The sequence below is a fragment of the Tropicimonas sediminicola genome (assembly GCF_900188335.1).
Lineage (GTDB): Bacteria > Pseudomonadota > Alphaproteobacteria > Rhodobacterales > Rhodobacteraceae > Tropicimonas > Tropicimonas sediminicola.
On the sequence record NZ_FZOY01000014.1, the window covers coordinates 24,089 to 50,265 of the forward strand.

19 protein-coding genes are annotated in these 26,177 nt (G+C 66.7%); 9 read left to right on the top strand and 10 right to left on the bottom strand.

Annotation, left to right across the window (positions count from 1 at the left end; translation table 11 throughout):
• Positions 1–3: 3 nt before the first annotated feature.
• Complete coding sequence (locus CHB86_RS22835; RefSeq protein WP_089235434.1) at positions 4–402, bottom strand: cytidine deaminase; 399 nt, start codon at positions 400–402, stop codon at positions 4–6.
• 174 nt (positions 403–576) lie between these two features.
• Between CHB86_RS22835 and CHB86_RS22840 the strand changes: the two genes are divergently transcribed.
• The 4 genes from CHB86_RS22840 to CHB86_RS22855 all read left to right on the top strand — a co-directional run bounded on the left by CHB86_RS22840 (position 577) and on the right by CHB86_RS22855 (position 7,558).
• Complete coding sequence (locus tag CHB86_RS22840; RefSeq protein WP_089235435.1) at positions 577–2,865, top strand: NADP-dependent malic enzyme; 2,289 nt, start codon at positions 577–579, stop codon at positions 2,863–2,865.
• A 180-nt stretch (positions 2,866–3,045) separates the two neighbouring features.
• Positions 3,046–4,944, top strand: coding sequence for a propionyl-CoA synthetase (locus CHB86_RS22845; protein WP_089235436.1), 1,899 nt, complete (start codon positions 3,046–3,048; stop codon positions 4,942–4,944).
• A 278-nt stretch (positions 4,945–5,222) separates the two neighbouring features.
• Entirely contained in the window at positions 5,223–6,161 is a 939-nt protein-coding gene (locus tag CHB86_RS22850) for a response regulator (RefSeq protein ID WP_089235437.1), read from the top strand.
• Positions 6,158–7,558: a sigma-54-dependent transcriptional regulator gene (locus CHB86_RS22855; RefSeq protein WP_089235438.1), complete on the top strand. Its 1,401-nt coding sequence runs from the start codon at positions 6,158–6,160 to the stop codon at positions 7,556–7,558. The genes CHB86_RS22850 and CHB86_RS22855 overlap by 4 nt, the downstream gene beginning before the upstream one ends.
• Here the strand turns inward: CHB86_RS22855 and CHB86_RS22860 are convergent.
• Positions 7,555–8,316, bottom strand: a complete 762-nt coding sequence (locus CHB86_RS22860) for an NAD kinase (protein ID WP_089235439.1) — start codon at positions 8,314–8,316, stop codon at positions 7,555–7,557. The genes CHB86_RS22855 and CHB86_RS22860 overlap by 4 nt on opposite strands.
• A gap of 197 nt (positions 8,317–8,513) precedes the next feature.
• Here CHB86_RS22860 and glyA point away from each other — a divergent pair, with 197 nt between their 5' ends.
• Both glyA and CHB86_RS22870 read left to right on the top strand, forming a co-directional pair.
• Positions 8,514–9,800 (top strand): serine hydroxymethyltransferase, encoded by a 1,287-nt coding sequence (gene glyA, locus CHB86_RS22865; protein WP_089235440.1) that lies wholly within the window; start codon positions 8,514–8,516, stop codon positions 9,798–9,800.
• Between the two features lie 70 nt (positions 9,801–9,870).
• Positions 9,871–10,584 carry a glutathione S-transferase gene (locus tag CHB86_RS22870; protein WP_089235441.1) on the top strand — a complete coding sequence of 238 codons (714 nt, stop codon included), beginning with the start codon at positions 9,871–9,873 and terminating at the stop codon, positions 10,582–10,584.
• A gap of 5 nt (positions 10,585–10,589) precedes the next feature.
• Here CHB86_RS22870 and CHB86_RS22875 read toward each other — a convergent pair whose 3' ends face one another.
• Positions 10,590–11,498: a DMT family transporter gene (locus CHB86_RS22875; protein ID WP_245838303.1), complete on the bottom strand. Its 909-nt coding sequence runs from the start codon at positions 11,496–11,498 to the stop codon at positions 10,590–10,592.
• A 139-nt stretch (positions 11,499–11,637) separates the two neighbouring features.
• Here CHB86_RS22875 and CHB86_RS22880 point away from each other — a divergent pair, with 139 nt between their 5' ends.
• Together CHB86_RS22880 and CHB86_RS22885 are read left to right on the top strand one after the other, a co-directional pair.
• The gene (locus tag CHB86_RS22880; RefSeq protein WP_245838305.1) at positions 11,638–12,213 is read left to right on the top strand and encodes a TetR/AcrR family transcriptional regulator; all 576 of its coding nucleotides are present in this window, start codon (positions 11,638–11,640) and stop codon (positions 12,211–12,213) included.
• A gap of 19 nt (positions 12,214–12,232) precedes the next feature.
• Entirely contained in the window at positions 12,233–13,087 is an 855-nt protein-coding gene (locus CHB86_RS22885) for an SDR family oxidoreductase (protein WP_089235442.1), read from the top strand.
• A 126-nt stretch (positions 13,088–13,213) separates the two neighbouring features.
• Here the strand turns inward: CHB86_RS22885 and rpoC are convergent, their stop codons facing one another.
• The 7 genes from rpoC to CHB86_RS22920 all read right to left on the bottom strand — a co-directional run bounded on the left by rpoC (position 13,214) and on the right by CHB86_RS22920 (position 25,567).
• The gene (gene rpoC, locus CHB86_RS22890; RefSeq protein WP_089235443.1) at positions 13,214–17,461 is read right to left on the bottom strand and encodes a DNA-directed RNA polymerase subunit beta'; all 4,248 of its coding nucleotides are present in this window, start codon (positions 17,459–17,461) and stop codon (positions 13,214–13,216) included.
• A 73-nt stretch (positions 17,462–17,534) separates the two neighbouring features.
• Positions 17,535–21,671: a DNA-directed RNA polymerase subunit beta gene (gene rpoB / locus CHB86_RS22895; protein WP_089235444.1), complete on the bottom strand. Its 4,137-nt coding sequence runs from the start codon at positions 21,669–21,671 to the stop codon at positions 17,535–17,537.
• A gap of 237 nt (positions 21,672–21,908) precedes the next feature.
• Complete coding sequence (gene rplL, locus CHB86_RS22900; protein ID WP_089235445.1) at positions 21,909–22,289, bottom strand: 50S ribosomal protein L7/L12; 381 nt, start codon at positions 22,287–22,289, stop codon at positions 21,909–21,911.
• A 66-nt stretch (positions 22,290–22,355) separates the two neighbouring features.
• Positions 22,356–22,874: a 50S ribosomal protein L10 gene (rplJ, locus tag CHB86_RS22905; protein WP_089235446.1), complete on the bottom strand. Its 519-nt coding sequence runs from the start codon at positions 22,872–22,874 to the stop codon at positions 22,356–22,358.
• A gap of 294 nt (positions 22,875–23,168) precedes the next feature.
• Positions 23,169–23,873, bottom strand: coding sequence for a L,D-transpeptidase (locus CHB86_RS22910; protein ID WP_245838307.1), 705 nt, complete (start codon positions 23,871–23,873; stop codon positions 23,169–23,171).
• A gap of 48 nt (positions 23,874–23,921) precedes the next feature.
• Positions 23,922–24,257 (bottom strand): hypothetical protein, encoded by a 336-nt coding sequence (locus tag CHB86_RS22915; protein ID WP_176442994.1) that lies wholly within the window; start codon positions 24,255–24,257, stop codon positions 23,922–23,924.
• 74 nt (positions 24,258–24,331) lie between these two features.
• Positions 24,332–25,567, bottom strand: coding sequence for a lytic murein transglycosylase (locus CHB86_RS22920; RefSeq protein WP_089235449.1), 1,236 nt, complete (start codon positions 25,565–25,567; stop codon positions 24,332–24,334).
• 154 nt (positions 25,568–25,721) lie between these two features.
• Here CHB86_RS22920 and CHB86_RS22925 point away from each other — a divergent pair, with 154 nt between their 5' ends.
• Positions 25,722–26,096 carry a rhodanese-like domain-containing protein gene (locus CHB86_RS22925; RefSeq protein ID WP_089235450.1) on the top strand — a complete coding sequence of 125 codons (375 nt, stop codon included), beginning with the start codon at positions 25,722–25,724 and terminating at the stop codon, positions 26,094–26,096.
• Positions 26,097–26,177 lie beyond the last annotated feature (81 nt).

Genomic DNA, 26,177 nt, shown 5'->3' on the forward strand with positions numbered 1-26,177 from the left:
ATCCTATGTCTCCATGTGCTCGGCCCCGAAGGCGCCGGGCAGCAGTTCGGCCACCGTCATCGTCAGTTCCGCGCCGCCGGTCGTGGCCATGGTCACCCGGACGTCGGGGTCCGCGAATTCCTTGAGCTTCTGGCGGCAGCCGCCGCAGGGGGGCACCGGGCTGGGGCTGTCGGCGATCACGGCGACCTCGGTAATGCGGTATTCGCCCGCCGCCGCCATCGCGGCGATCGCGCCGGCCTCGGCGCAGGTGCCTTCCGGGTAGGCCACGTTCTCGACGTTGCAGCCGGAAAAAACGGCGCCGGAAGGCGTGCGCAGGGCGGCGCCGACCTTGAAGTTCGAATAGGGCGCGTAGGCCTTCGGCTGTACCGCCCGCGCGGCGTCCAGAAGCGGGGTGTCGGACATGGGGAACCTCCCTTTTCGGTCACTCTGTTCGGGCGGCGGCGGGGATGCAAGGGCGCGCGCAGGGCGCGGGTGACGCTCACCTTGCGTAATCGTGGCGGCTTCCCACGGCGGGCAAGGTGGTCTAAGGCCGGGCCAGCGATTTCCAGGAGGCGCCGGCAAGGGCGGGACGGCAAGATGAACGACAGCGGCAGGAACGGCGAGACCCCGGTGCAGAGCGCACCGCTGCAGTACCACGAATTCCCGAGGCCGGGGAAACTCGAGGTCCGGGCAACCAAGCCGCTGGCCAACGGCCGTGACCTGTCGCTGGCCTATTCGCCGGGCGTCGCCGAGGCCTGCACCGAGATCGCGGCCAATCCGGCGGACGCGACACGCTACACTGCGCGGGGCAACCTCGTCGCGGTGGTCTCCAACGGCTCGGCCGTTCTCGGGCTCGGCAACATCGGCGCGCTGGCCTCCAAGCCGGTGATGGAGGGCAAGGCGGTGCTCTTCAAGAAATTCGCCAACATCGACTGTTTCGACCTCGAGGTGGACGAGCAGGACCCGGAGAAGCTGGCCGAGATCGTCTGCGCGCTGGAGCCGACCTTCGGTGCGATCAACCTCGAGGACATCAAGGCGCCGGATTGCTTCATCGTCGAGAAGATCTGCCGCGAACGGATGAACATCCCGGTCTTCCACGACGACCAGCACGGCACCGCCATCGTCGTTGGCGCGGCGGCGACCAACGCGCTGCGGGTCGCCGGCAAGCGGTTCGAGGACATCAAGGTCGTCTCCACCGGCGGCGGCGCGGCGGGCATCGCCTGCCTCAACATGCTGCTGAAGCTGGGGGTGAAGCGTGAGAACGTCTGGCTCTGCGACATCCACGGGCTGGTTCACCAGGGCCGCGAGATCGACATGAACCCGCAGAAGGCCGCCTATGCCCAGGCCAGCGACCTGCGGACGCTCGACGACGTGATCGACGGGGCGGACCTGTTCCTCGGGCTTTCCGGTCCGCGGGTGCTGACCCAGTCGATGGTCGGCAAGATGGCGGAACGTCCGATCGTCTTCGCCCTGGCCAACCCGACGCCCGAGATCCTTCCGGACGAGGTGCGGGAAGTCGCGCCGAACGCGATCATCGCCACCGGCCGGTCGGACTATCCGAACCAGGTCAACAACGTGCTCTGCTTCCCGTTCATCTTCCGCGGGGCGCTGGACGTGGGCGCGACCGAGATCAACGACGCGATGCAGCTTGGCTGCATCGAGGGGATCGCGGCGCTGGCCCGCGCCACGACGAGCGCCGAGGCCGCGGCGGCCTACAAGGACGAGCAACTGACCTTCGGGCCGGATTACCTGATCCCCAAGCCCTTCGACCCGCGGCTGATCGGCGTGGTGGCCAGCGCCGTGGCGAAGGCGGCGATGGAGTCCGGTGTCGCCACCCGGCCGCTGGAAGACCTGAACGCTTACAAGGCAAAGCTGGACGGCTCGGTCTTCAAGTCCGCGCTGCTGATGCGCCCGGTCTTTGCCGCGGCCGCCAAGGCGGAGCGGCGGATCGTCTTTGCCGAGGGCGAGGACGAGCGGGTTCTGCGCGCCGCCAACGCGATGCTGGAAGAGACGACCGACGTGCCGATCCTGATCGGCCGCCCGGATGTCGTGACCGCGCGTTGCGAACGGGCCGGCCTGTCGATCCGGCCGGATCGCGACTTCCACATCGTCAACCCGGAGAACGACCCCCGCTATCGCGACTACTGGGAGAACTACCACACGGTGATGGCGCGCCGCGGCGTGACGCCGGAACTGGCGCGGACGATCATGCGGACCAACACCACGGCGATTGCCGCCATCATGGTGCACCGCGACGAGGCCGACAGCCTGATCTGCGGCACCTTCGGGCAGTATCGCTGGCACCTGAACTACGTCACCCAGCTTCTTCAGCACGGCACGCTCTACCCGGTGGGTGCGCTGTCGATGATGATCCTCGAGGACGGCCCGCTGTTCATCGCCGACACCCAGGTGCACCACCAGCCGACCCCGCAGCAGATCGCCGAAACGGTGCTGGGCTGTGCACGCCATATCCGCCGGTTCGGCATCGAACCCAAGATCGCGCTCTGCGCCTTCTCGCAGTTCGGGAACGTCGATGTCGAAAGCGGCCTGCGGATGCGGGAGGCGCTTGCGATCCTGGATCGCTGGCAGCCGGACTTCTGCTACGAGGGCGAGATGCATGTCGACGCGGCGCTCGACCCCGAGATCCGCGCCCGCCTGCTGCCGGACAACCGGATGGAAGGCTCCGCCAACGCGCTGGTCTTTGCCAATGTCGACGCCGCGAGCGCGGTGCGCAACGTTCTCAAGTTCAAGGCCGGCGGGCTGGAGGTCGGTCCGATCCTGATGGGCATGGGCAACCGCGCCCACGTCGTGACCCCGTCGATCACCGCGCGTGGCCTGCTCAACATGTCGGCCATCGCGGGCACGCCTGTCGCCCATTACGGCTGACGCAGACGCTCCCGGGGCGGCCGCGCCGCAACCGGGAGTGGAAATGCTGCGGTGCGGCGTCATGCCTCGGGTGTCCGGCTTCCGTTAGCGTCCAAACGTGACGAAGTTGCCCGCGCAACAGACTTGCGCGGCAGCCCCCCGTTTGCGTAACTCCTGCGAAGGGTTTCAGGGAGAGAGCATATGGGATATTCCGACATCTATGGTGCGTGGCAGGCCGATCCTGAAGCGTTCTGGATGAAGGCCGCCGAGGCGGTGGACTGGTACCGTCCCCCGTCCAAGGCGCTGTTCGACGACAAGGCCCCGATGTACGAGTGGTTCTCCGACGCGATGGTGAACACGTGCTACAACGCGGTGGACCGGCACGTGGAAGCGGGCCGCGGCGACAACCTCGCCATCATGCACGAAAGCCCGATCACCCATTCGACCAAGGGAATCACCTATCGTGAGCTGCGCGATCGCGTGGCGTCGCTGGCCGGGGCGCTCAAGATGCGCGGCATCGAAAAGGGCGACCGGGTGATCATCTACATGCCGATGATCCCCGAGGCGCTGGAGGCGATGCTGGCCTGTGCGCGGATCGGCGCGATCCACTCGGTGGTGTTCGGCGGCTTCGCGGCGAACGAGCTTGCCGTGCGGATCGACGACGCGACGCCCAAGGCGATCATCGCCGCCTCCTGCGGCCTCGAGCCGGGTCGCGTGGTCCATTACAAGCCGTTGCTCGACGAGGCGATCGAACAGGCCAGCCACAAGCCCGAGTTCTGCGTGATCTTCCAGCGCGAGCAGGAGGTGGCCAAGCTGGTGGAGGGGCGCGATTTCTCCTGGCACGGCTTCCAGTACGGCGTGAAGCCGGCCGACTGCCTGCCGGTGGAGGGCAATCACCCCGCCTACATCCTCTATACCTCCGGCACCACCGGCCAGCCCAAGGGCGTCGTACGCTCCACCGCCGGCCACCTCGTGGCGCTGCAATGGTCGATGGAGAACATCTACAACGTCGGCCCGGGCGAGCGGTTCTGGGCGGCATCGGACGTCGGCTGGGTGGTGGGCCATTCCTACATCGCCTACGGCCCGCTGCTGGCCGGGGCGGAGACGCTCGTCTTCGAGGGCAAGCCGATCGGCACGCCCCACGCGGGCGTCTTCTGGAAGATCATCCAGAACCACCGGGTGAAGAGCTTCTTCACCGCCCCGACCGCGCTGCGGGCGATCAAGCGAGAGGACCCGAAAGGCGAGTGGATCAAGCGCTACAAGCTGCACGACCTGCAGGCGCTGTTCCTGGCCGGTGAGCGGGCCGACCCCGACACGATCAAGTGGGCGCAGGAGCATCTCGGCGTGCCGGTGATCGACCACTGGTGGCAGACCGAGACCGGCTGGGCGATCGCGGCCAACCCGATCGGGATCGAGGAACTGCCGGTGAAGCTCGGCTCGCCCTCGGTGCCGATGCCGGGCTACGAGGTGCATGTGCTCGACGAGGGCGGCCACGAGTTGCCCGCCGGCGAGATGGGCGCCATCGCCATCAAGCTGCCGCTGCCGCCGGGCACGTTGCAGACGCTCTGGAACGCCGAGGAGCGCTATCGGAAGTCCTACCTCAGCCACTTCCCCGGCTACTACGAGACGGGCGACGCGGGCTACAAGGACGAGGACGGCTATCTTTACATCATGGCGCGCACCGACGACGTCATCAACGTCGCCGGACACCGGCTTTCGACCGGCGCGATGGAAGAGGTACTGGCGGGGCATCCCGATGTCGCCGAATGCGCCGTGATCGGCGTGGCAGACACCCTCAAGGGGCAGTTGCCGCTCGGCTTCCTGTGCCTGAACTCCAGCCACGAACGTTCGCCGGAGGAGGTGATCGCCGAATGCGTCGGCCTGGTGCGCCAGCAGATCGGCCCGGTCGCCGCGTTCAAGAACGCCTGCGTCGTGGACCGCCTGCCCAAGACCCGCTCGGGCAAGATCCTGCGCGGGACGATGCAGAAGATCGCGGACGGCGAGAGCTACAAGATGCCGGCGACGATCGACGATCCGGCGATCCTCGACGAGATCGCGGAGGCGCTCCAGAAGGCCGGTTACGCAAAGCAACCCGCCTGAAACGTACGGAATTCCTGACCTGTCACCGCCCGGCCACGCGCCGGGCGGTTCGACCGGGCCCGGGAATTTGTGAGTTGAGAGCACGCGCCTGAACATGTTTCGTTCCGGGCATCCAAGTCTTCGCTGCCGAGACACACGTGAATCCGAATCCGCCTCCAGCACCGTCCCGCCCGGCCGAAACAGCCTCGGCGCCGGGTGAGGAAGCGCCATCCATCGACGCCATACGCCAGGGCCTCGAAGCCGCGAGCCGTTCTGCGCTGGCGCTGGGGAACCGGCCATTGGCGCCGGGCGCGCGCCGGGAGCTCGAAGTGCTGCGCGGCCAGGCGACGGAGCTGGCCCGGACGATCGGCCGGGTGCTCGATGCCAGAGGAGCGCCGGATCCGGCGCCCGTGCGCTGGTCTGCCGAGCCGCCCTTCCGCACCGTGCCTGCCACGTCATGCACCGAGGCGGATGTTTCCGGCATCCGGGTGCTGCTCTGCCGGCCGGAAGGGTCGGGGCAGGCGGCGCTCGGCCAGATGCTCCGCCACCTCGGCGCGATCGTGACACCCGCCGTCGACGTCGCGGACGCGATGAACCGTCTGGCGACGCAAACGTTTGACGTGATGATCCTGCAGCTTCCGGACCGACCCGGGGCGGTGGACGGCATGCTCGGCGAGATCCGCAAGATGGATGGGCCGCAGGCGGCGATCCCCGTGGTGGCGGTCGCGACCGGCCGGGGCGTGCCGGATGCGGAGATGCTCGGAGTTCTCGGCGTCGGCGCGGTGCTGGAAACACCGATTATGGATGTCGGGGTGCTTGGCCGGACGCTGGCCTGCGCGCTGGGCCGGGAGAAAGGTCCCGACCCCGATCCGTCCTGCGCCCTGAGGCTCGAGCACTTGCTTCACCTCGCCGGCGACGGGCCGCGGACGGAGATCCTGGTTCAGCTGGAGAGCGACCTCGCCGCCACCCATGAGGCGCTGCAGGAAGCGGTAAAATCGGGCGATTTCGAACCGATCCGGAAGGCGGCGCATGTGCTGGTCGCCTTGGCGGGCACGGCGGGCGCGGTCGGGCTCGAGGAAGCCGCGCGGGATATCGGCCAGCTCGCCCGGGAAGGGGACGCAATGCCGGAGATCCGGGGGCTCGCCTGTCGAATGCGGCAGGACATCGATGGGCTGCGGGCGAGCATTCGCAAACTCGTGGCACGTCACGACGGCGCCGGGGCGGGGGATCGCCCATGACGGATGTGCTGGCCGTCGAGGACACCAAGACCCACTGCCTGCTCTACAAGGCCGTGCTGCAGCGGGCCGGCCATCGCGTGACCTGCACCAGCACCATGGCGGAGGGGCTGGCGGAGATCCGCAGGCGGCCGTTCGAGGTGATCCTGCTCGACCTCGGGCTGCCGGACGGCGACGGGCTGGAGCTGATGCGGCAATGCCTGGCGCTGCGCCCCGAGAGCAATGTCATCGTCGTCACCGCGAACGGCTCGGTCACGGGCGCCGTGCAGGCGATGCGGGACGGCGCGTTCGACTTCCTGCTCAAGCCCTTCGATGAGCGTCACCTGCTGAATGCGGTGGAGAACGCGGCGCGCGGGCCAGTCCGCGCCGAGGGCGAGGCCGCCGAGCGCAAGACCAGGCTGTTCCGCCTCGGCGGGCTGGGCGGGCGCTCGCCGGAGATCTCGGAAATCCGCGCGACCGTCGAGACGGTGGCCCGGTCCATGGCGACGGTCTTTCTCTCCGGCGAGCCGGGCACCGGGAAGCGGGATTGCGCCCGGGCAATCCACGCTGCCTCGGGCCGCGCCGACGGCCCGTTCGTGCCGCTGGAGTTCAAGGGGGCATCGTCCGAGGAAACCGAAGCCGAGCTTTTCGGCCGCGTCGGGGACGTCGTTGGCCGAGAGACGGACGGCGCCATCGCGGCCGCCGACGGGGGGACGCTCTATCTCGGCGGGATCTGCGCGCTGGACAGCGGCTTGCAGTTCAAGCTCCTGCGTTTCCTGGAATCCGCCACGATCCGTCCGGTCGGGTCGCCGTTCATGCGGAAGGTGAATGTCCGGCTGATCTGCGGCACCCACCTCGATCCGCTCGAGGAGATGCGCGCCGGGCGGTTCCGCAAGGACCTCTTCTACCACCTGCACGTGATCCCGCTTCACCTGCCGCCCATGCGGGACCGGCAGGGAGACATCGTGGAGGTTGCCGAAGACCTGCTGGGCGAGTTTGCCCGGGAAGAAGGCAAGCCGTTCACCGGATTGTCCGAGAGCGCGAAGCAGGCGCTGCTTGACTGCCCCTGGCCGGGCAATTTGCGGCAGATGGCCAATGTGCTGCGCGCGGTCGTTGCGCAGAACGGCGGGCCCCTGGTGGAGCCGGAGATGCTCCCCCCCGACATGGGCTGCCCCCCGTCTCTCCCGCCCGCGGCGCGCAACGGCGTGGAGATCGGCGGTGGCGTGAGCAGCGCGCTGGCCGGGCGAACCCTCGCCGAGATCGAACGTATTGCCATCGAGGCCGCTATCGGGCGCAACGGCGGGTCGGTGCCGCAGGCGGCGCGGGAGCTCGACGTCGCGCCTTCCACGATCTATCGCAAGCGCGAGGCCTGGGGGCGGGGCGACGATGCCGACGGGGTGCGGCGCTCGGGGAGCGACTAGACGAATTGTTCGCGGATCAGCCGTTCTTCCAGCCCGTGGCCGGGATCGAACAGGATCCGGTGGCGGACCTCGGGGCGGCTCCGGATCACCACGGTCAGCACGTTGCGCACTGCCGAGCGGCTGTCGGCCTCGGCCATCACCGGGCGTTTCTCGTGCTGCAGGACATCGAACCGGACCTCGGCCGCGCTCGGCAGCAGCGCACCGCGCCAGCGGCGCGGGCGGAAGGCCGACATCGCGGTCAGCGCGAGCACCTGGCTGCCGATCGGCACGATGGGGCCGTGCGCGGAATAGTTGTAGGCGGTCGAGCCCGCCGGCGTGCTGACCAGCGCGCCGTCGGCCACCAGCTCCTCCATCCGCACCCGGCCGTCGACGGAGATCCTGAGCTTGGCGACCTGTGGGCCCTGCCGCAGCAGAGAGACCTCGTTGATCGCCAGCGCGTCGTGCACGGCGCCGTCGGGGGTGACTGCCCGCATCGCCAGCGGGTGGATCACCTCCTCCTCCGCCACGTCGAGCCGTTCGATCAGCCCGCCTGGGGCGTATTCGTTCATCAGGAAGCCGACGGTGCCGCAGTTCATCCCGTAGACGGGCGTGTCGAGATGCTGGGTGTCGTGCAGGGTCTGCAGCATGAAACCGTCGCCGCCGAGGGCGACGATGAAATCGGCATCCTCCGGGTCGTGGTTGCCATAGGCCTCGATCAGCGTCTTGCGCGCCGATTCCGCGATCTCCGCACGGCTGGCCATGAAGGCGATCTTGGTCATGAGGCGCTCCCGGGCGAGTGGCGGAGGTTTCCGCATCATTGGTCTCCTGCCGGGATCGGAAACGCAAGCCTTGCATATTGACGCGCACCGGCCCCTGTCGGTCGGTTCGGGGCCTTTTGTCCTCGCCCGGCTTGGGCTACATCCCCCCAAGGAAACATACGCCCGCGGATCGGGCGCCTGAGCTGGAGAGCCTGCCAATGAGCCTTGATACCGGATTCTTCACCGAGACCCTTGCCGACAGCGATCCCGAAATCGCAAAGGCCATCCAGCTGGAGCTCGGTCGCCAGCGTGACGAGATCGAACTGATCGCCTCGGAGAACATCGTCAGCCGCGCGGTGATGGAAGCCCAGGGCTCGGTGATGACCAACAAGTATGCCGAAGGCTATCCGGGCCGGCGCTACTACGGCGGCTGCCAGTTCGTCGACATCGCCGAGAACCTTGCCATCGAGCGCGCCAAGGAGCTGTTCGGCTGCGGCTTCGCCAACGTGCAGCCGAACTCGGGCAGCCAGGCCAACCAGGGGGTGTTCACCGCGCTGATCAAGCCGGGCGACACGATCCTCGGGATGAATCTCGCCTCCGGCGGCCACCTGACCCACGGCGCGGCGCCCAACCAGTCGGGCAAGTGGTTCAACGCCATCCAGTACGGTGTGCGCCAGCAGGACAGCCTGATCGACTACGACCAGGTCCAGCAACTGGCGACCGAGCATCAGCCCAAGCTGATCATCGCCGGCGGCTCGGCCATTCCGCGCCAGATCGACTTCGCGCGCTTCCGCGAGATCGCCGACAGCGTCGGCGCCTACCTGCTGGTCGACATGGCCCACTTCGCCGGCCTCGTTGCCGCGGGCGAGCACCCGTCGCCCTTCCCCTATGCCGACGTCGCCACCACGACCACGCACAAGACCCTGCGCGGCCCGCGCGGCGGCATGATCCTCACCAACGACGAGGCGATCGCCAAGAAGGTCAACTCGGCGATCTTCCCCGGCATCCAGGGCGGCCCGCTGATGCACGTAATCGCTGCCAAGGCCGTGGCCTTCGGCGAGGCGCTGCGTCCCGAGTTCAAGGCCTACCAGCGCCAGGTGCGCGCCAACGCCGTTGCGCTGGCCGACGAGCTGATGAAGGGTGGGCTGGATATCGTCACCGGGGGCACCGACACCCATGTCATGCTGGTCGATCTGCGTCCCAAGTCGGTGAAGGGCAACGCCACCGAGAAGGCGCTCGGCCGCGCGCACATCACCTGCAACAAGAACGGCATCCCGTTCGACCCGGAGAAGCCCATGGTCACCTCCGGCGTCCGCCTCGGCACGCCCGCCGGCACCACCCGAGGCTTCGGCGAGGAGGAGTTCCGCCAGATCGCCCGGATGATCGTCGCGGTGGTCGATGGCCTCGCGGCCAACGGCGAGGACGGCAATTCCGAGGTCGAGGAAAAGGTGAAGGCGGAAGCGATGGAGCTCTGCGCCCGCTTCCCGGTCTACCCGAGCCTCTGAGACAGACCGCCGCTCCCGGGGTGTCCCCGGGGGCGGTGCCGCGCCGGAGGACGGGCGCAGGGAGGGAAGAATGGCGGCCGATTACACGCTCTACTACTGGCCCATCCCGTTCCGGGGGCATTTCATCCGCTACGTTCTGGCCCACGCCGGAGCAAGCTGGGAGGAAGCCCCGACCGAGGCGCTGATGGCGCTGAAGGAGGCGCCGGCCTCCGAGCAGCCGACCCCCTTCATGGCGCCGCCGTTTCTGCACGATCACGGTGCCGGGCTCTGGCTCTCCCAGCTTCCGGCGATCCTTGCCTATCTCGGGCAGAAGCATGGCCTGCTTCCGGAGGCCCCGGAGCTGCGCGCTCTGACGCTCAAGGTCCTCGGCGACGCCAATGACGTACTGGAGGAGGTCAGCTGCAACTGCGGCCGCGAGATGTGGACGCAGGAGGCGTGGGACGACTTCGCGGAAAGCCGCCTGCCGCGCTGGATGGAGATATTCGAGGAGACCGGCCGTCGCCACGGGCTGACGGTGGGCGGCGGCAGCTTGCTTGGCACCGACGCGCCGACGCTGGCCGACCTTGCGACGGCGGCGCTCTGGGTCACCATGACAGAACGGCTTCCCGCCCTCGCGCCCTTGCTCGACACGCACGCCCCGGCCGTTGCGGCGCTGTCACGACGGGTCGCCGATACGCCCCGCATTGCGGAAATGCGGCGCGATTTTGATAGGCGCTTCGGGGGCTCGAGCTATTGTGGCGGCCATATCGAGGCGTCGCTGCGCGACGTGCTCGCAGCCGACTGATCGGGTCAGCGCACCGGGGGCGCGCGGCGCGGGCGGACCGGCCAGACCTCCAGGATACCGGCGCAGAGCACGAGCGCGCCGCCCACGATCTCCAGCGGATGCAGGGTTTCCCCTGCGAGCATGGCGGCGGAGACCGCGCCCACGAGGACTTCCATCATCAGCAGGAGGCCGACCCGCGCCGGCTCCAGCCGGACCGCGGCCCACATCAGCCCGGCGAGCGACAGGCCCCACCAGAGGCCGCCGGTCAGCAGGGCGATGCCGGTCGCCTTCAGCAGATCCGTGCCCAGGGGCAGGGTTGGCAGCGGCGAGAGCGCGAGGGCGAGGGCGAGGGACGCGGCGAGCCCGCCAAGCGCGAAGACGAACGAGGAGGCGGCGGCGCCGAGCTCGGATTTCGCGCGGATCCCGGTGGTGGAGACCGACCAGAGAATGCCGGCGGCAAGTGCCATCCACTCGCCCAGCCCGCGCGGGATCGGCACAGCCCCTTCCGCGCCGAGCATCACCGCGAGCCCCAGCAATCCTACGCCGATGGCGATGTAGCGCAGGCGCGGCGTCATCCAGCCCATGACGAAACGGCCGATCAGCGTGCTCCAGACCGGTGTCAGGAAGTAGAGCAGGATGATGATGGCGACCCGGCCATAGACGAATCCGATGGAATAGAGCGCGAAGGCCGCGCCGCCGAGCGCGATGGAGATCAGCACCACAGGCCCGGCGCGAGCGATCTGCCGGAGATCGGCGAGCGCCAGCGGGGCGAGCAGCAGTGCGGCCCCGAGCGTGATTCCGACCGTGCCCCAGGGGCCGCCGAGACCCAGATCCATCAGGCTGCGCACCGGGAGCCAGTAGAAGCCCCAGAGTGCGCCCGTCGCGATGACGATGGCCGAAGCCACGGCGGTGATGCGTTTCTCAAACATGCTCATGGGCTTAGCCGATCGGTCGCCGGTAGCAAGCCGCGCCATGCGTGGGACTGAAAAGAATTCTCACGGGGCAGGGGGTTCAGGCTTGATAATGAATATTCATTATCATATCTGGAGGTCCGACAGCAAGGGAAGGCATGCCATGCCTCGCATGACCAAGGATCAGACCTATCAGAAGCTCCGCCGGGCGGTGGTCGAGGAAGCCGTTGAGAAGGGCTTTGCCGGCACCGGTGTCGCGGGGGTCGTGAACCGGGCGAAGGTTTCGGCCGGCACGATCTATGTGCATTTCGAGAACAAGGACGAAATGCTGCGACGCGTCTATCTCGAGCTCAAGGCCGAGTTCCACGACCGGGTGACGGAGCCGCGTGGCGAGCCCGACACCCGGACAATGATCCACGGCATGTGGCGCGCCATGTTCGATTTCGTGCGCGAGGACCCCAAGGCCTTCCTGTTTCTCGAGTTCGGCAATGCCGCGGGCATCCTGACCCCGGAGCAAAAGGCGATTACCGATGGTTACGCGCGGGACATCGCAGACCTCCTGCAGCGGGGCGTCGATGACGGCACGCTGGCCCCGCTGGACAGTGGCCTCCTCTCGCTCCTGCTGGTCGCTCCCGCACTGCAACTGGCGCGCGGCGCGGCGCTCGCCGGCCGTCCCATCACTGACGACATCGTCGAGCAGACCTTCGAACGGGTCTGGCTGTCGATCGCAAACTCCTGACATCTGACAAGGACTCCCCATGACCAAGATCGTCCTCATCACCGGGACCTCCACCGGGCTCGGAATATCCATTGCCGTGCAGGCCGCCCAGGCGGGCCATACGGTCTATGCCACGATGCTCAATCTCGCCAAGCGAGAGGCGCTGGACGCCGCCGCCGAAGCCGCCGGCGTGACCCTCAAGGTGCTCCCGCTCGACGTGCAGGACACCGACAGTGTCGACGCCGCCGTCGCGCAGGTGATCGAGGAGCAGGGCCGGATCGACACCCTCGTCAACAACGCCGGCATGGGGTACGCGCGCAGCCTGGAACAGGCCGAGGAGGCCGACGTCGCCCGGATCCTGGACATCAACTACATGGGCGTCGTGCGCTGCACCAAGGCGGTCATGCCCCACATGCGCAAGGCGCGGTCGGGCCATGTCATCAACATCTCCTCGGTCGGCGGGCTCGTCGGGCAGCCGTTCAACGAGGTCTATTGCGGCGCCAAATTCGCAGTCGAGGGGCTGACCGAGGCGATGGCCTCCTACATCACGCCCTCGTTCGGCATCAACTTCACCGCTGTGGAGTCAGGCGGGATCGCCTCGGAATTCGCCAACACGGTGCTGAAGCAAATCGCGGACACCGGCGGGATGCTGGAAGACGAGTACCTGCCGATCCTGCAGAAATACGTGGCCAACGCGCAAAGTCGCCAGGGCAGCGGGGTCTACCAGACCGCGGACGAGGTCGCGGCGGTCGTGCTGCGCGAAATGGAATCGGAGGCGCCGGCCCTGCGCTGCCGGACGTCGGACTGGGGCGAGGAGTTCACACGGCTCAAGACCGGTCTGGACCCGGACGGGCGCAAGCTGCAGCGGATGGTGACCGAGCAGATCCTCGGATAGGCACGGCCGCCGACCAGCCCGGTTGCACAAACAAGAAGGACGGCGAATTGCTCCGCCGTCCTTTTCTTTTGTTCGGTGTGCCTCGGCCGATGGGGCCGAGGCCGGTGCCGTTACCGGGCGTCGCGATCAGAGATCGCGGCTCTCCGGAGTGTCGACGATGAAGGCATCGTCGAGGTCGCTGCCGGCCATGTCGTCCACCGGAGCGGCCAGGGCCGCAGCGGCTTCGGCCTCGGCCTGGCGCGCCTCGATGACCTTCTGGTCCCGCTCCTGGGCGATGCGGCGCACGCGCTGCGTGGCCCCACCGGTGCCCGCCGGGATCAGGCGGCCGACGATAACGTTCTCCTTGAGGCCCACCAGCTTGTCGCGCTTGCCCTGGACAGATGCCTCGGTGAGCACGCGGGTGGTCTCCTGGAAGGACGCCGCCGAGATGAACGACCGGGTCTGCAGCGAGGCCTTGGTGATCCCGAGCAGGATCGGCTCGCCCTCGGCCGGGCGCCGCCCGTCCTTGATCGCCTTCTCGTTGGCCGCGTCGAACTCCGACTTGTCGACATGTTCGCCCTTGAGCAACGTCGTCTCGCCCGAGTCGAGGATCTCCCACTTCTGCAGCATCTGGCGAACGATCACCTCGATGTGCTTGTCGTTGATCTTCACACCCTGCAGTCGATAGACGTCCTGCACCTCGTCGATCATGTAATCGGCCAGCGCCTCGACACCCATGATCGACAGGATGTCATGCGGCGCGGGGTTGCCGTCCATGATGTAGTCGCCCTTCTGCACGAAGTCGCCTTCCTGCACCGGGATGTGCTTGCCCTTGGGCACCATGTACTCGACAGGCTCCATCGTCTCGTCCGCAGGCACGATCGAGATCCGGCGCTTGTTCTTGTAGTCGCGCCCGAACTTCACGTAGCCGTCGGCCTCGGCGATGATCGCGTGGTCCTTCGGACGACGCGCCTCGAAGAGTTCGGCCACACGCGGCAGACCACCGGTGATGTCCTTCGTCTTCGCACCTTCGCGCGGGATACGCGCGACGACGTCGCCGGCCTTGACCTGCGTGCCTTCCTCGACCGAGAGGATCGCGTCCACCGACATCGGGTAGGTCACCGGGTTGCCGGCCTCGTTGCGCACGGGCTCACCGGTTTCCGGATCGACGATGATGATTTCCGGCTTCAGTTCGTTGCCCTTGGGCGCGGAACGCCAGTCGGAAACGATCTTCTGGGTCATGCCGGTCGCTTCGTCGGTGTCCTCGCGGACCGAGATGCCGGAGATGAGGTCCACGAACTTCGCGGTACCGGCCTTTTCGGCGATGATCGGCAGGGTGTACGGGTCCCACTCGTAGAGCTTCTCGCCGCGGGCGACCTTGGCGCCGTCCTTGACGAAGACCTTGGTGCCGTAGCCGATCTTGAAGCTGCCGCGCTCCACGCCGTGATCGTCCATGATGGCGATCTGCATGTTGCGGCCCATGACGATCTGGTCGCCGGCCTCGTTTTCCAGAAGGTTCGGGTTCCGGAACTCGATGATGCCGTCCTGGTTGGCCTCCTGGAACGACTGCTGGCCACCCTGGGCAACGCCGCCGATGTGGAAGGTCCGCATCGTCAGCTGGGTGCCGGGCTCGCCGATCGACTGGGCGGCGATGATGCCCACCGCTTCGCCGATGTTGACCATGGTGCCGCGGGCAAGGTCGCGCCCGTAGCACATGGCGCAGACGCCTTCCTCGGCCTCGCAGGTCAGCGGGCTCCGCATGCGGATGCTGGCCAGGCCGGACTGCTCGATCTCGTCGGCCTTGCGCTCGTCGATCAGCTCGTTCTTGGCCACGATCACCTCGTCCGTGCCCGGACGCAGGATGTCGTCCGCGGCCACGCGGCCGAGGATGCGCTCGCCGAGCGAGGCAACCACTTCACCGTCGTTGACGGCCGCTTCGGCGGTGATCGCGTTTTCGGTGCCGCAATCGTGCTGACGCACGATGCAGTCCTGCGCGACGTCCACCAGGCGGCGGGTCAGGTAGCCCGAGTTCGCGGTCTTCAGGGCGGTGTCCGACAGACCCTTCCGGGCGCCGTGGGTGGAGTTGAAGTACTCCAGCACGGTCAGACCTTCCTTGAAGTTCGAGATGATCGGCGTCTCGATGATCTCGCCGGACGGCTTGGCCATCAGGCCGCGCATGGCGCCCAGCTGCTTCATCTGGGTCACCGAGCCCCGCGCCTTGGAGTCGGCCATCATGTAGACCGAGTTGGGCTCGAGTTCGGCGCCGTTCTCGTCGAACCGCTTGGCCGAGATGGTGGACATCATGGCTTCGGTGACGCGGTCGTTACACTTCGACCAGGCATCGACGACCTTGTTGTACTTCTCACCCTGGGTGATCAGGCCGTCCATGTACTGCTGTTCGAAGTCCTTGACCTGCTCCTTGACGCTGTCGACGATCTCCCACTTGTTGTCGGGGATGACCATGTCGTCCTTGCCGAAGGAGATGCCGCCCTTGAAGGCCTCCTTGAAGCCCATGGACATGATCTGATCGCAGAAGATGACCGATTCCTTCTGGCCGCAGTAGCGGTAGACGGTGTCGATGACCTTCTGGACTTCGCCCTTTTTCAGGAGCTTGTTGACCAGCTCGAACGGCGCCTTGGCGTTCTTCGGCAGCAGCGCGCCAAGCCGCACCCGGCCGGGCGTGGTCTCGTAGCGCTTCAGCACTTCCTGGCCATGCTCGTCGATCTGCGGCACGCGGCACTGGATCTTGGCGTGCATGTGCACTTCGCCGGCGTTCAGCGCGTGCTCGACTTCCTCGATGCCGCCAAAGACCATGCCTTCGCCCTTCATGCCTTCGCGCATCAGCGAGACATAGTAGAGGCCGAGGATCATGTCCTGCGACGGCACGATGATCGGCGCGCCGTTGGCGGGCGACAGCACGTTGTTGGTCGACATCATCAGAACGCGCGCTTCCAGCTGGGCTTCCAGCGAAAGCGGCACGTGCACGGCCATCTGGTCACCGTCGAAGTCGGCGTTGAAGGCCGAGCAGACCAGCGGGTGAAGCTGGATCGCCTTGCCTTCGATCAGGACCGGTTCGAAGGCCTGGATGCCGAGACGGTGCAGCGTGGGCGCGCGGTTCAGCAGAACCGGGTGCTCGCGGATCACCTCGTCGAGGATGTCCCAGACTTCCGGACGCTCCTTCTCCACCAGCTTCTTCGCCTGCTTCACGGTCGAGGAGAGGCCCTTGGCCTCCAGCCGCGAGTAGATGAACGGCTTGAACAGCTCGAGCGCCATCTTCTTGGGCAGGCCGCACTGGTGCAGCTTGAGTTCCGGGCCCGTCACGATGACCGAACGGCCCGAGAAGTCGACGCGCTTGCCCAGAAGGTTCTGGCGGAAGCGGCCCTGCTTGCCCTTGAGCATGTCGGACAGCGACTTGAGCGGACGCTTGTTGGCACCGGTGATGACCCGGCCGCGGCGGCCGTTGTCGAACAGCGCGTCGACCGATTCCTGCAGCATCCGCTTTTCGTTACGGATGATGATGTCCGGCGCGCGCAGCTCGATAAGCCGCTTGAGGCGGTTGTTCCGGTTGATCACCCGGCGGTACAGGTCGTTGAGGTCCGACGTGGCGAAGCGACCGCCGTCGAGCGGCACCAGCGGGCGCAGTTCGGGCGGAATGACCGGTACGACAGTGAGGATCATCCACTCCGGACGGTTGCCGGATTCGATGAAGTTCTCGACGATCTTCAGCCGCTTGATGATCTTCTTGGGCTTCAGCTCGCCGGTCGCCTCCTTGAGCTCCTCGCGGAGCTGCTCGGCGGTGGCTTCGAGGTCGATCATGGAGAGCATCTCGCGGATCGCCTCGGCGCCGATGTTCGCCGTGAAGGCGTCCATGCCGTAGGTGTCCTGGGCGTCCATGAACTCTTCCTCGGTCATCAGCTGACCGTAGGTGAGGTCCGTGAGGCCCGGCTCGATCACGACGTAGTTCTCGAAGTAGAGAATCCGCTCGAGGTCGCGCAGGGTCATGTCCAGCATCAGGCCGATGCGGGAGGGCAGGGACTTCAGGAACCAGATGTGCGCGACGGGCGCGGCCAGTTCGATGTGGCCCATGCGTTCACGGCGCACCTTCTGCAGCGTGACTTCCACGCCGCATTTCTCGCAGACGACGCCGCGATACTTCATGCGCTTGTACTTGCCGCAAAGGCACTCGTAGTCCTTGATCGGGCCGAAGATCCGGGCGCAGAACAGGCCGTCGCGCTCGGGCTTGAAGGTCCGGTAGTTGATGGTCTCGGGCTTCTTGATCTCGCCGTAGGACCAGCTGAGAATCCGTTCCGGGCTCGCCAGCGACACCTTGATCTCGTCGAAGACCTTCGGCGGGGTGAGCGGGTTGAACGGGTTGTTGGTCAGTTCCTGGTTCATCTTCAAATCCTTGAAATGGTGCGGGAGGGGAGGAGCCGGGCGACGGTGACGCCGCCCGTTTCAGGCCGGGGCCCTATTCCTCGCCCTCGGCATCCAGGAGTTCCATGTTCAGGCCGAGGCCGCGCACTTCCTTGACGAGAACGTTGAACGATTCCGGCACGCCGGCCTCGAAGTTGTCCTCGCCCTTGACGATGCTCTCGTAGACCTTGGTCCGGCCCGCCACGTCGTCCGACTTGACCGTCAGCATCTCCTGCAGGGTGTAGGCGGCGCCATAGGCTTCCAGGGCCCAGACCTCCATCTCCCCGAAACGCTGACCGCCGAACTGCGCCTTACCACCGAGCGGCTGCTGGGTGACGAGCGAGTACGGGCCCGTGGAGCGGGCGTGGATCTTGTCGTCCACCAGGTGGTGCAGCTTGAGCAGGTACTTGACCCCCACGGTGACCTGCCGGCTGAACTTCTCGCCGGTCCGGCCGTCGTAGAGATCGGACTGACCGGACAGGTCAAAGCCGGCACGGGCAAGTGCGTCGTTGACGCCCTCTTCCCGGGCACCGTCGAAGACCGGCGTCGCGATCGGAACACCGTTGACGACGTTGCCGGCGGCTTCCACGAGGCGAGCCTCGTCCATGTCGGCAATGCCCTCTTCATAGACATCATCGCCATAGACGATCTTCATCGCATCGCGCACCGGGGTCAGGTCGCCCGACCGGCGGTACTCGTCCAGCGCCTCGTCGACCTTGATGCCGAGGCCGCGCGCGGCCCAGCCCATGTGGGTCTCGAGGATCTGACCGACGTTCATCCGGCTCGGCACGCCGAGCGGGTTGAGCACGAAGTCGACCGGGGTCCCGTCGGCGAGGAACGGCATGTCCTCCATCGGAACAACGCGGGAGATGACACCCTTGTTGCCGTGACGGCCAGCCATCTTGTCGCCCGGCTGAAGCTTGCGCTTCACCGCGATGAAGACCTTGACCATCTTCATCACGCCCGGCGGCAGGTCGTCGCCGCGGCGGACTTTCTCGACCTTGTCCTCGAAACGGGCCTCGAGCGCGCGTTTCTGCGCCTCGTACTGCTCGTTCAGCGCCTCGACGATCTGTGCGTCGGCCTCTTCGGCCAGCGCCAGCTGCCACCACTGGCCCTTGGACAGGGAGCCCAGCAGCTCTTCGGTGATCTGCGAGTTCGCCGGAACGCCCTTCGGACCCTTCACCGCGGTCTTGCCGAGGATCATGTCCTTCAGACGCGCGTAGATGTTACGATCCAGGATCGCCATCTCGTCGTCGCGGTCACGGGCGAGGCGCTCGACCTCTTCCCGCTCGATCTGCAGGGCACGCTCGTCCTTGTCGACGCCGTGACGGTTGAACACGCGGACCTCGACCACCGTGCCGAAATCGCCCGGCGGCAGGCGGAGCGACGTGTCGCGCACGTCGGAGGCCTTTTCGCCGAAGATCGCGCGCAGCAGCTTCTCTTCCGGGGTCATCGGGCTTTCGCCCTTGGGCGTGATCTTGCCCACGAGGATGTCCGCAGGTCCGACCTCGGCGCCGATGTAGACGATGCCGGCCTCGTCGAGGTTGCGCAGGGCTTCCTCGCCGACGTTCGGGATGTCGCGGGTGATCTCTTCCGGGCCGAGCTTGGTGTCGCGGGCGGCCACTTCGAATTCCTCGATGTGGATGCTCGTGAACACGTCATCGCGGGCGATGCGCTCGGAGATCAGGATCGAGTCCTCGTAGTTGTAGCCGTTCCACGGCATGAACGCGACGATCACGTTCTTGCCGAGCGCCAGTTCGCCCAGGTCAGTCGACGGGCCGTCGGCGATAACCTCGCCCTTGCCCACGGTGTCGCCCACCTTCACCAGCGGACGCTGGTTGATGCAGGTGTTCTGGTTCGAACGCTGGAACTTGCGCAGGCGGTAGATGTCCACGCCCGGATCGCCCACTTCGAGGTCTTCCGTGGCGCGGATAACGATCCGCTGTGCGTCCACCTGGTCGATGATGCCGGCACGCTTCGCCATGATCGCGGCACCGGAATCCCGGGCCACGACTTCCTCGATGCCGGTGCCGACCAGAGGCGCGGTGGCCTGCAGGAGCGGAACCGCCTGACGCTGCATGTTCGAGCCCATCAGAGCGCGGTTGGCGTCGTCGTTCTCGAGGAACGGGATCAGCGAGGCAGCGACCGAGACCAGCTGCTTGGGCGACACGTCGATCAGGTCGACGCTTTCGCGCGGGGCCATGGTGTATTCACCGGCCTGGCGGGTGTTCACCAGCTCGTTCTCGAAGCGGCCCTGGTCGTCGAGATGCGCGTTGGCCTGGGCGACCGTGTGGCGCATTTCCTCGGTGGCGGACATGTAGTGGACCTCGTCGGTCACCTGCCCGTCCTTGACCACCCGGTAGGGGGTCTCGATGAAGCCGTACTTGTTGACGCGGGCGAAGGTGGCCAGCGAGTTGATCAGACCGATGTTCGGGCCTTCCGGCGTCTCGATCGGGCACATCCGGCCGTAGTGGGTCGGGTGCACGTCGCGGACCTCGAAGCCGGCGCGCTCGCGGGTCAGACCGCCCGGGCCAAGCGCCGAGAGACGACGCTTGTGCGTGACCTCGGAGAGCGGGTTGGTCTGGTCCATGAACTGGCTGAGCTGCGACGAGCCGAAGAACTCGCGCACCGAGGCGGCGGCGGGCTTGGCGTTGATCAGGTCCTGCGGCATCACCGTGTCGATCTCGACCGAAGACATGCGCTCCTTGATCGCGCGCTCCATGCGGAGCAGGCCGACGCGGTACTGGTTTTCCATCAGCTCGCCGACGGAGCGGACGCGGCGGTTGCCGAGGTGGTCGATGTCGTCCACTTCGCCCTTGCCGTCGCGCAGTTCGACCAGCGCCTTGATGCAGGCGATGATGTCTTCTTTGCGCAGGGTCCGCTGGGTGTCCTCGGCATCGAGGTCGAGGCGCATGTTCATCTTGACCCGGCCGACGGCCGAAAGGTCATAGCGCTCACCGTCGAAGAACAGCGTGTCGAACAGCGCCGAAGCGGCCTCGACGGTGGGCGGCTCGCCCGGACGCATGACGCGGTAGATGTCCATGAGCGCGCCGTCGCGGTTCATGTTCTTGTCCGCGGCCATGGTGTTGCGGATGTAGGGGCCGACGTTGACGTTGTCGATGTCGAGAACCGGGATGTCGGTGATGCCCGCGTCCAGCAGCTCCTTGAGCGTGCCGCCGGTCACGTCGCCGTCCTTGTCGACTTCCCAGGTCAGCTCGTCACCGGCCTCGACGTAGATCGCGCCGGTGTCCTCGTTGATGATGTCCTTGGCGACGAAACGGCCGACGATCTGGTCGAAGGGCACGAGCAGCTCGGTGATCTTGCCTTCCTCGAGGATCTTCTTGACCGCCCGCGGGGTCACCTTCTCGGTGGCCTTGCAGATCACTTCGCCGGTGCCAGCATCGACGAGGTCGAAGGTCGGACGGGTGCCGCGCACGCGCTCGGGGAAGAACTTGGTGACCCAGCCCTTGCCCTTTTCCAGCTTGTAGGAAACCGTGTCGTAATAGGCGTCGCAGATGCCTTCCTGGTCCAGACCGAGCGCATAGAGCAGGGTCGTGACCGGCAGCTTCCGGCGACGGTCGATACGGGCGAAGACGATGTCCTTGGCGTCGAATTCGAAGTCGAGCCACGAGCCGCGGTAGGGGATGATGCGGCAGGCGAAGAGCAGCTTGCCCGAGCTGTGCGTCTTGCCCTTGTCGTGGTCGAAGAACACGCCGGGGGAGCGGTGCATCTGGGAAACGATGACGCGCTCGGTGCCGTTGACGATGAAGGTGCCGTTCGGGGTCATCAGGGGCATGTCGCCCATGAAGACGTCCTGCTCCTTGATGTCCTTGACCGACTTGGCGCCGGTATCCTCGTCCACATCGAACACGATGAGGCGCAGGGTGACCTTCAGCGGGGCGCTGTAGGTCATGTCGCGCTGCATGCACTCCTCGACGTCGTACTTGGGCTTCTCGAGCTCGTACTTGACGAATTCAAGCACGGCGGTCTCGTTGAAATCCTTGATCGGGAAGACCGACTGGAAGACGCCCATGATGCCTTCGCCGTCGCGCGGCTGCTCGCCGTCGCCGGATTTCAGGAACAGGTCGTAGGAGGATTTCTGAACCTCGATGAGGTTCGGCATTTCCAGGACTTCCCGGATCTTGCCGTAATATTTGCGGAGTCGCTTCTGGCCGAGGAAGGTCTGCGCCATGTGGTCTATGCACCTTTCGTCTGTTGCGGAGCACGCAGGCCGTCGGGGTTCGGCCGCGTGCCGCTCACGAATGAAGGGGGCCAGGTTCCATTCCCGCTGCCGTCCCACCGGCAACTCCCGAACCTGTTGAACCGCGCCTTGGAGAGGCCCCGAGGGCTGGCCGCGGGGCCTCTCCAAGACAGGTTCGGCCGGGCCCGGATTAACCGGACCCGGCCCGCAACCGGAATCACATTCCGATTACTTGAGCTCGACTTCGGCGCCAGCCTCTTCGAGCTTCTTCTTGATGTCCTCGGCTTCGTCCTTGGAGACCTGCTCCTTGACGGCCTTGCCACCAGCTTCGACCAGTTCCTTGGCTTCTTTCAGGCCAAGACCGGTGATGGCGCGGACTTCCTTGATGACGTTGATCTTCTTGTCGCCAGCGGACTTCAGGATCACGTCGAATTCGGTCTTCTCTTCCTCGGCAGCGCCACCGGCGTCGCCAGCCGGGCCGGCCATCATCACAGCGCCGCCAGCGGCGGGCTCGATGCCGTACTCGTCCTTGAGGATGGTTTTCAGTTCCTGGGCTTCGAGAAGGGTCAGACCCACGATCTCTTCAGCAAGTTTCTTCAGATCAGCCATTGTACTGTTTCCGTTTTCCTAGATGTGTTCCAACGCGAGGAATGCAACCCCACGAAGGTCTCGCGATCAGGCGGCTTCGCCGCGCTCCTCGATGGTGCTGAGAATGCTCGCGATGTTCGAAGCAGGTGCGCCAATGGCCCCGGCAATGTTGGATGCAGGCGCGCCGATGCAGCCGACGATGGAGGCAATGAGCTCCTCGCGCGACGGCATTTTCGACACGGCCGTGACACCAGCACGGTCCAGGGCGTTCTCTCCCATGGCACCGCCGAGGATCTCGAACTTCGAGTTGTCCTTGGCGAAGTCCTCGGCAACCTTGGCCGCAGCCACGGGGTCTTCCGAGAAGGTGAGAACGGTCATGCCCGTCAGATACTCGCCGATGCTTGCGCAGGGCTTTCCGTCGAGGGCGATCTTGGCGAGCCTGTTCTTGGCGACGCGAACGGATGCTTCGGCGTCGCGGGCGCGAGCACGAAGATCCTGCATTTCGGCAACCGTGAGACCTTCGTAGCGGGCAACCACCACGACGCCAGAGCTTTCGAAGATCTGGCCGAGTTCGTCGACCACTTTCTCTTTCTGGGCTCTATCCACAGTTTCACTCCAAGTATGGGAGGCTTTTGACCCCCCGGCTCATGTTTGCCGGATTTCTCCGGCGTTCAGGTCCGTTTACGGGTCTGCGCCAAACCGCCCGAGGAAAACCCTCTGGCCAATCTTGTCGTATCCCGTCTCGGGCAGGGTATTAAGGCACGGGTGCCACCCACCGTCTTGGACGAAACGCAAATCAGCGCACGACGAATCGCACGCTGATCAGCGAGAGGCTTAATTAGTCGGAAACACGGCGCTTGCCAAGGGCGGAAGTTCCGCCGCGGGCCGGAAGCCGCGCACTCAATAGAGCGCGCCCAGCCTCTGGGGCTTCATGGAGGGAAGAACCCAGACCCGCGTGCCGTGCTTCGCACGATTGTAGAGGTCGATCGCGTCCTGGTCCAGCAGGCGGATGCAGCCCGAGGACACCGCCTTGCCGAGGTGTTCGGGTTCGCAGGCGCCGTGAATGCGGTAGAGCGTGTCCTGGCCGTTCTGGAACAGGTAGAGCGCCCGCGCGCCCAGCGGGTTGCCGGGCCCGGGATCCATGCCGCCGTTGGCCACGGTGTAGGGTTCGAGTTCGGGGCGGCGCTCGGCCATCGACTCTGGGACCTTCCAGCGGGGCCATTCCCGCGCATATTGCAACCGTGCGATGCCGCTCCAGGAGAAGGCGGCCGCGCCGGTGCCGGCGCCGTAGCGCAGGGCGCGTTCCGGTGAGAGCACGAGGTGCAGGTAGCCCGCGTCCGGGTCCACGACGATCGTGCCCTCGGGCTCCTGCGGGTAGGGGTTGTCCACCTCCTGCCGCCAGAGCCGCTGCGGGACGATCCCTTCGGGCACGGCGGGCACGGGATAGGGCTCGCCCTCCACCGCGCCGTAAAACGCCGGAAGCGGCGGGATGGGCTCCGAAACCGGGGAGGGCTGGCGGGAGACGACCTCCGAGGTCGGTTGCGTGCAGGCCGCGAGCGAGGCCGCGGCGCCGGCAGCCAGGAAGCTGCGTCGGTTCATTGACATTGGATTGGTCCATTCTTCGTTGATCGGGCGCCAGGGACGAAACAGCGATCAGACGTCTCTGGGCGGATCGAGGAGACCGGGCGGATGCAGTCCGCGCCGCAGGGTTCCGGGCGCCGGTCGCAGGGGCGCCGCACCAGCGGTGGCGGGCCACTTGGTCAGGGCCGCCACCAGGGCGAGGTCCGGTCCGCAGGTGGCGCCGGGCAGCGTGGCGATCCGGCATTCGTGCGGTGGTGGCGATGCCCGTTCCGGGGTCGGGTCGACCGTCGGGGCGGGCATCAGCTCCTGCAATGCTGTCGCGCCGGCCGCGTGCGCGCCGCTATAGGCGCCCCACGGCAGCAGGCACAGCACGAGGAGGAGCAAGGATATCAGGCGCCACGGTCGCATGGCCCGACCCTGCCAGAGCTCCGCGGCCCGGTCGAGCCGGCCCGCGTGCAACTTGCCGTGAGCGCCTTCCCCTGTCAGCGCAGCCGCCGCAGAAGGTCCATCGAGGGCTGGCCGGTGACCGGGAGCCCCACGCTGCGCTGGTATGCGGAGATCGCGGCCTCGGTGTTGGAGCCGATCACGCCGTCGGTACCCTGGGTGTCGAAGCCCTTGGCGGTCAGCAGCCGTTGCAGCTCCTTGCGGTCGTCGATCGTCATGCCCTGCGCATCGGGCGGGAAGGCGGCCTGGATCGGCGCGCCGCCGAGGATGCGGTCGGACAGGTGCCCCACGCCAAGGGCATAGCTCTCGGCGTTGTTGTAGCGCAGGATCACGCTGAAGTTCCGGTAGACGATGAAGGCGGGTCCGGCGGCGCCGTCGGGCATCAGGATCGAGGCGCTGCCGTGGTTCGGCACCGGGCGGCCGCGGGTGTCGGTCACGCCCATGCCGGCCCAGCTGGCGGCGCTGCGGGCGTTGCCGCGCCCGGCGAGGCCGGTGCTGAACCCGGCCGGCAGGCGCACTTCCATGCCCCAAGGTTGCCCCGTTTGCCAGCCGTTGCGCTGCAGGTAGGCGGCGGTCGAGGCGAGCGCGTCGGCGGGATTGTCCGACCAGATGTCCCGCCGCCCGTCGCCGGTGAAGTCCACCGCGAAGGCCTCGAAGGAAGTCGGGATGAACTGCGTGTGGCCCATGGCGCCGGCCCAGCTGCCGACCATCCGGTCGGCGGAGATATCGCCGCGCTGGAGAATCCGCAGCGCCGCCATCAGCTGCTTCTCCATGAAAGCACCGCGGCGGCCGTCGTAGGCCAGGGTCGAAAGCGCCGAGATGGTCGGGATATCGCCCCGACGGGTGCCGTAGCGGCTCTCGAGCCCCCAGATCGCGGTCACCACCTGCCGCTCTACCCCGTAACGCGATTCGATCGCCGCGAGGGTGCTTCCGTGCTGACGCAGCGCCGTCTTGCCCATGCTGACCCGCTCGTCGGAGGCGGCGATCGCCATGTAATCCTCGAGGGTGCGGGTGAACTCGGTCTGGTTGCGGTCGCGCTCGATCACGCCGGGCAGGTAGCCGACATTGCGGAACGCCTGGTCGAGCGTCGCCTGAGATATCCCGCCCGCGGCCGCGCGCTGCCTGAAGCCCGCCACCCAGCTATCGAATGCCGGGTTTGGCACCGCGGGCATGCTGGAGGACGTGTCGCGGCTGCTGGAGACCCCGCCGCCCGAACAGGCCGACACGAAGGTTGCGAGAAGGCTGAGGGAAATGGTGCGTCTGGAAATCTGCATGGGACTGCTCCGCCCGGTCTTGGTTCTGTTTCCCCCTCCATACCGGAGCGCCGGGGCCGATCAAAGCGTCGTGAGCGGCGGCAGCGGAAAGCCGCGTTGACGGATCGCTCGCGCATGCCCAGTTTACGGGCTGGAAACAGCGAAAGGACGGGCCATGAAGAGCGCCAACGACTACCTCGAAGAGGCACATGCGGTTGTGCCGAAGATCACGCCGGAAGAGGGGATCTCGCGCCATGCGGAAGGCAAGTCCGTCTTCCTCGACGTACGGGATTCCTCCGACATCGCGCATTCGGGCACGATTGCCGGGGCCGTGCGCGTTCCGCGCGGCATGATCGAGTTCGCCGCCGACCCGAACACCCCGTTCCACGAGACCCGGCTGCACTACGACGCCGATATCGTGCTGGTCTGCGGGGCCGGTGGTCAGGCGGCCCTGACCGGCAAGACCCTGCTCGACATGGGCTACAAGCACGTGTCGAACGTCGGCGGGTTCAACGCCTGGAAAGAGGCCGGCGGCCCGACCGAGGGCTGAGGCGGTCCCGGATATGGTAACATTGCCCCGCGCGGCCGGAGACGCCGCGCGGGGCGGTCATGCGGCGGAAACCCTGCAAAA

What these genes read in the sequence shown, in the direction of transcription:
- CHB86_RS22860 (WP_089235439.1), bottom strand. Translation starts at nt 8,316, where the DNA reads ATGACCAAGATCGCCTTCATGGCCAGCCGTGCGGAGATCGCGGAATCG.
- CHB86_RS22855 (WP_089235438.1), top strand. Translation starts at nt 6,158, where the DNA reads ATGACGGATGTGCTGGCCGTCGAGGACACCAAGACCCACTGCCTGCTC.
- CHB86_RS22835 (WP_089235434.1), bottom strand. Translation starts at nt 402, where the DNA reads ATGTCCGACACCCCGCTTCTGGACGCCGCGCGGGCGGTACAGCCGAAG.
- rpoC (WP_089235443.1), bottom strand. Translation starts at nt 17,461, where the DNA reads ATGAACCAGGAACTGACCAACAACCCGTTCAACCCGCTCACCCCGCCG.
- CHB86_RS22920 (WP_089235449.1), bottom strand. Translation starts at nt 25,567, where the DNA reads ATGCAGATTTCCAGACGCACCATTTCCCTCAGCCTTCTCGCAACCTTC.
- CHB86_RS22840 (WP_089235435.1), top strand. Translation starts at nt 577, where the DNA reads ATGAACGACAGCGGCAGGAACGGCGAGACCCCGGTGCAGAGCGCACCG.
- CHB86_RS22925 (WP_089235450.1), top strand. Translation starts at nt 25,722, where the DNA reads ATGAAGAGCGCCAACGACTACCTCGAAGAGGCACATGCGGTTGTGCCG.
- rpoB (WP_089235444.1), bottom strand. Translation starts at nt 21,671, where the DNA reads ATGGCGCAGACCTTCCTCGGCCAGAAGCGACTCCGCAAATATTACGGC.
- CHB86_RS22870 (WP_089235441.1), top strand. Translation starts at nt 9,871, where the DNA reads ATGGCGGCCGATTACACGCTCTACTACTGGCCCATCCCGTTCCGGGGG.
- CHB86_RS22875 (WP_245838303.1), bottom strand. Translation starts at nt 11,498, where the DNA reads ATGAGCATGTTTGAGAAACGCATCACCGCCGTGGCTTCGGCCATCGTC.
- glyA (WP_089235440.1), top strand. Translation starts at nt 8,514, where the DNA reads ATGAGCCTTGATACCGGATTCTTCACCGAGACCCTTGCCGACAGCGAT.
- CHB86_RS22910 (WP_245838307.1), bottom strand. Translation starts at nt 23,873, where the DNA reads ATGTCAATGAACCGACGCAGCTTCCTGGCTGCCGGCGCCGCGGCCTCG.
- CHB86_RS22885 (WP_089235442.1), top strand. Translation starts at nt 12,233, where the DNA reads ATGACCAAGATCGTCCTCATCACCGGGACCTCCACCGGGCTCGGAATA.
- CHB86_RS22915 (WP_176442994.1), bottom strand. Translation starts at nt 24,257, where the DNA reads ATGCGACCGTGGCGCCTGATATCCTTGCTCCTCCTCGTGCTGTGCCTG.
- CHB86_RS22845 (WP_089235436.1), top strand. Translation starts at nt 3,046, where the DNA reads ATGGGATATTCCGACATCTATGGTGCGTGGCAGGCCGATCCTGAAGCG.
- rplL (WP_089235445.1), bottom strand. Translation starts at nt 22,289, where the DNA reads ATGGCTGATCTGAAGAAACTTGCTGAAGAGATCGTGGGTCTGACCCTT.
- CHB86_RS22880 (WP_245838305.1), top strand. Translation starts at nt 11,638, where the DNA reads ATGCCTCGCATGACCAAGGATCAGACCTATCAGAAGCTCCGCCGGGCG.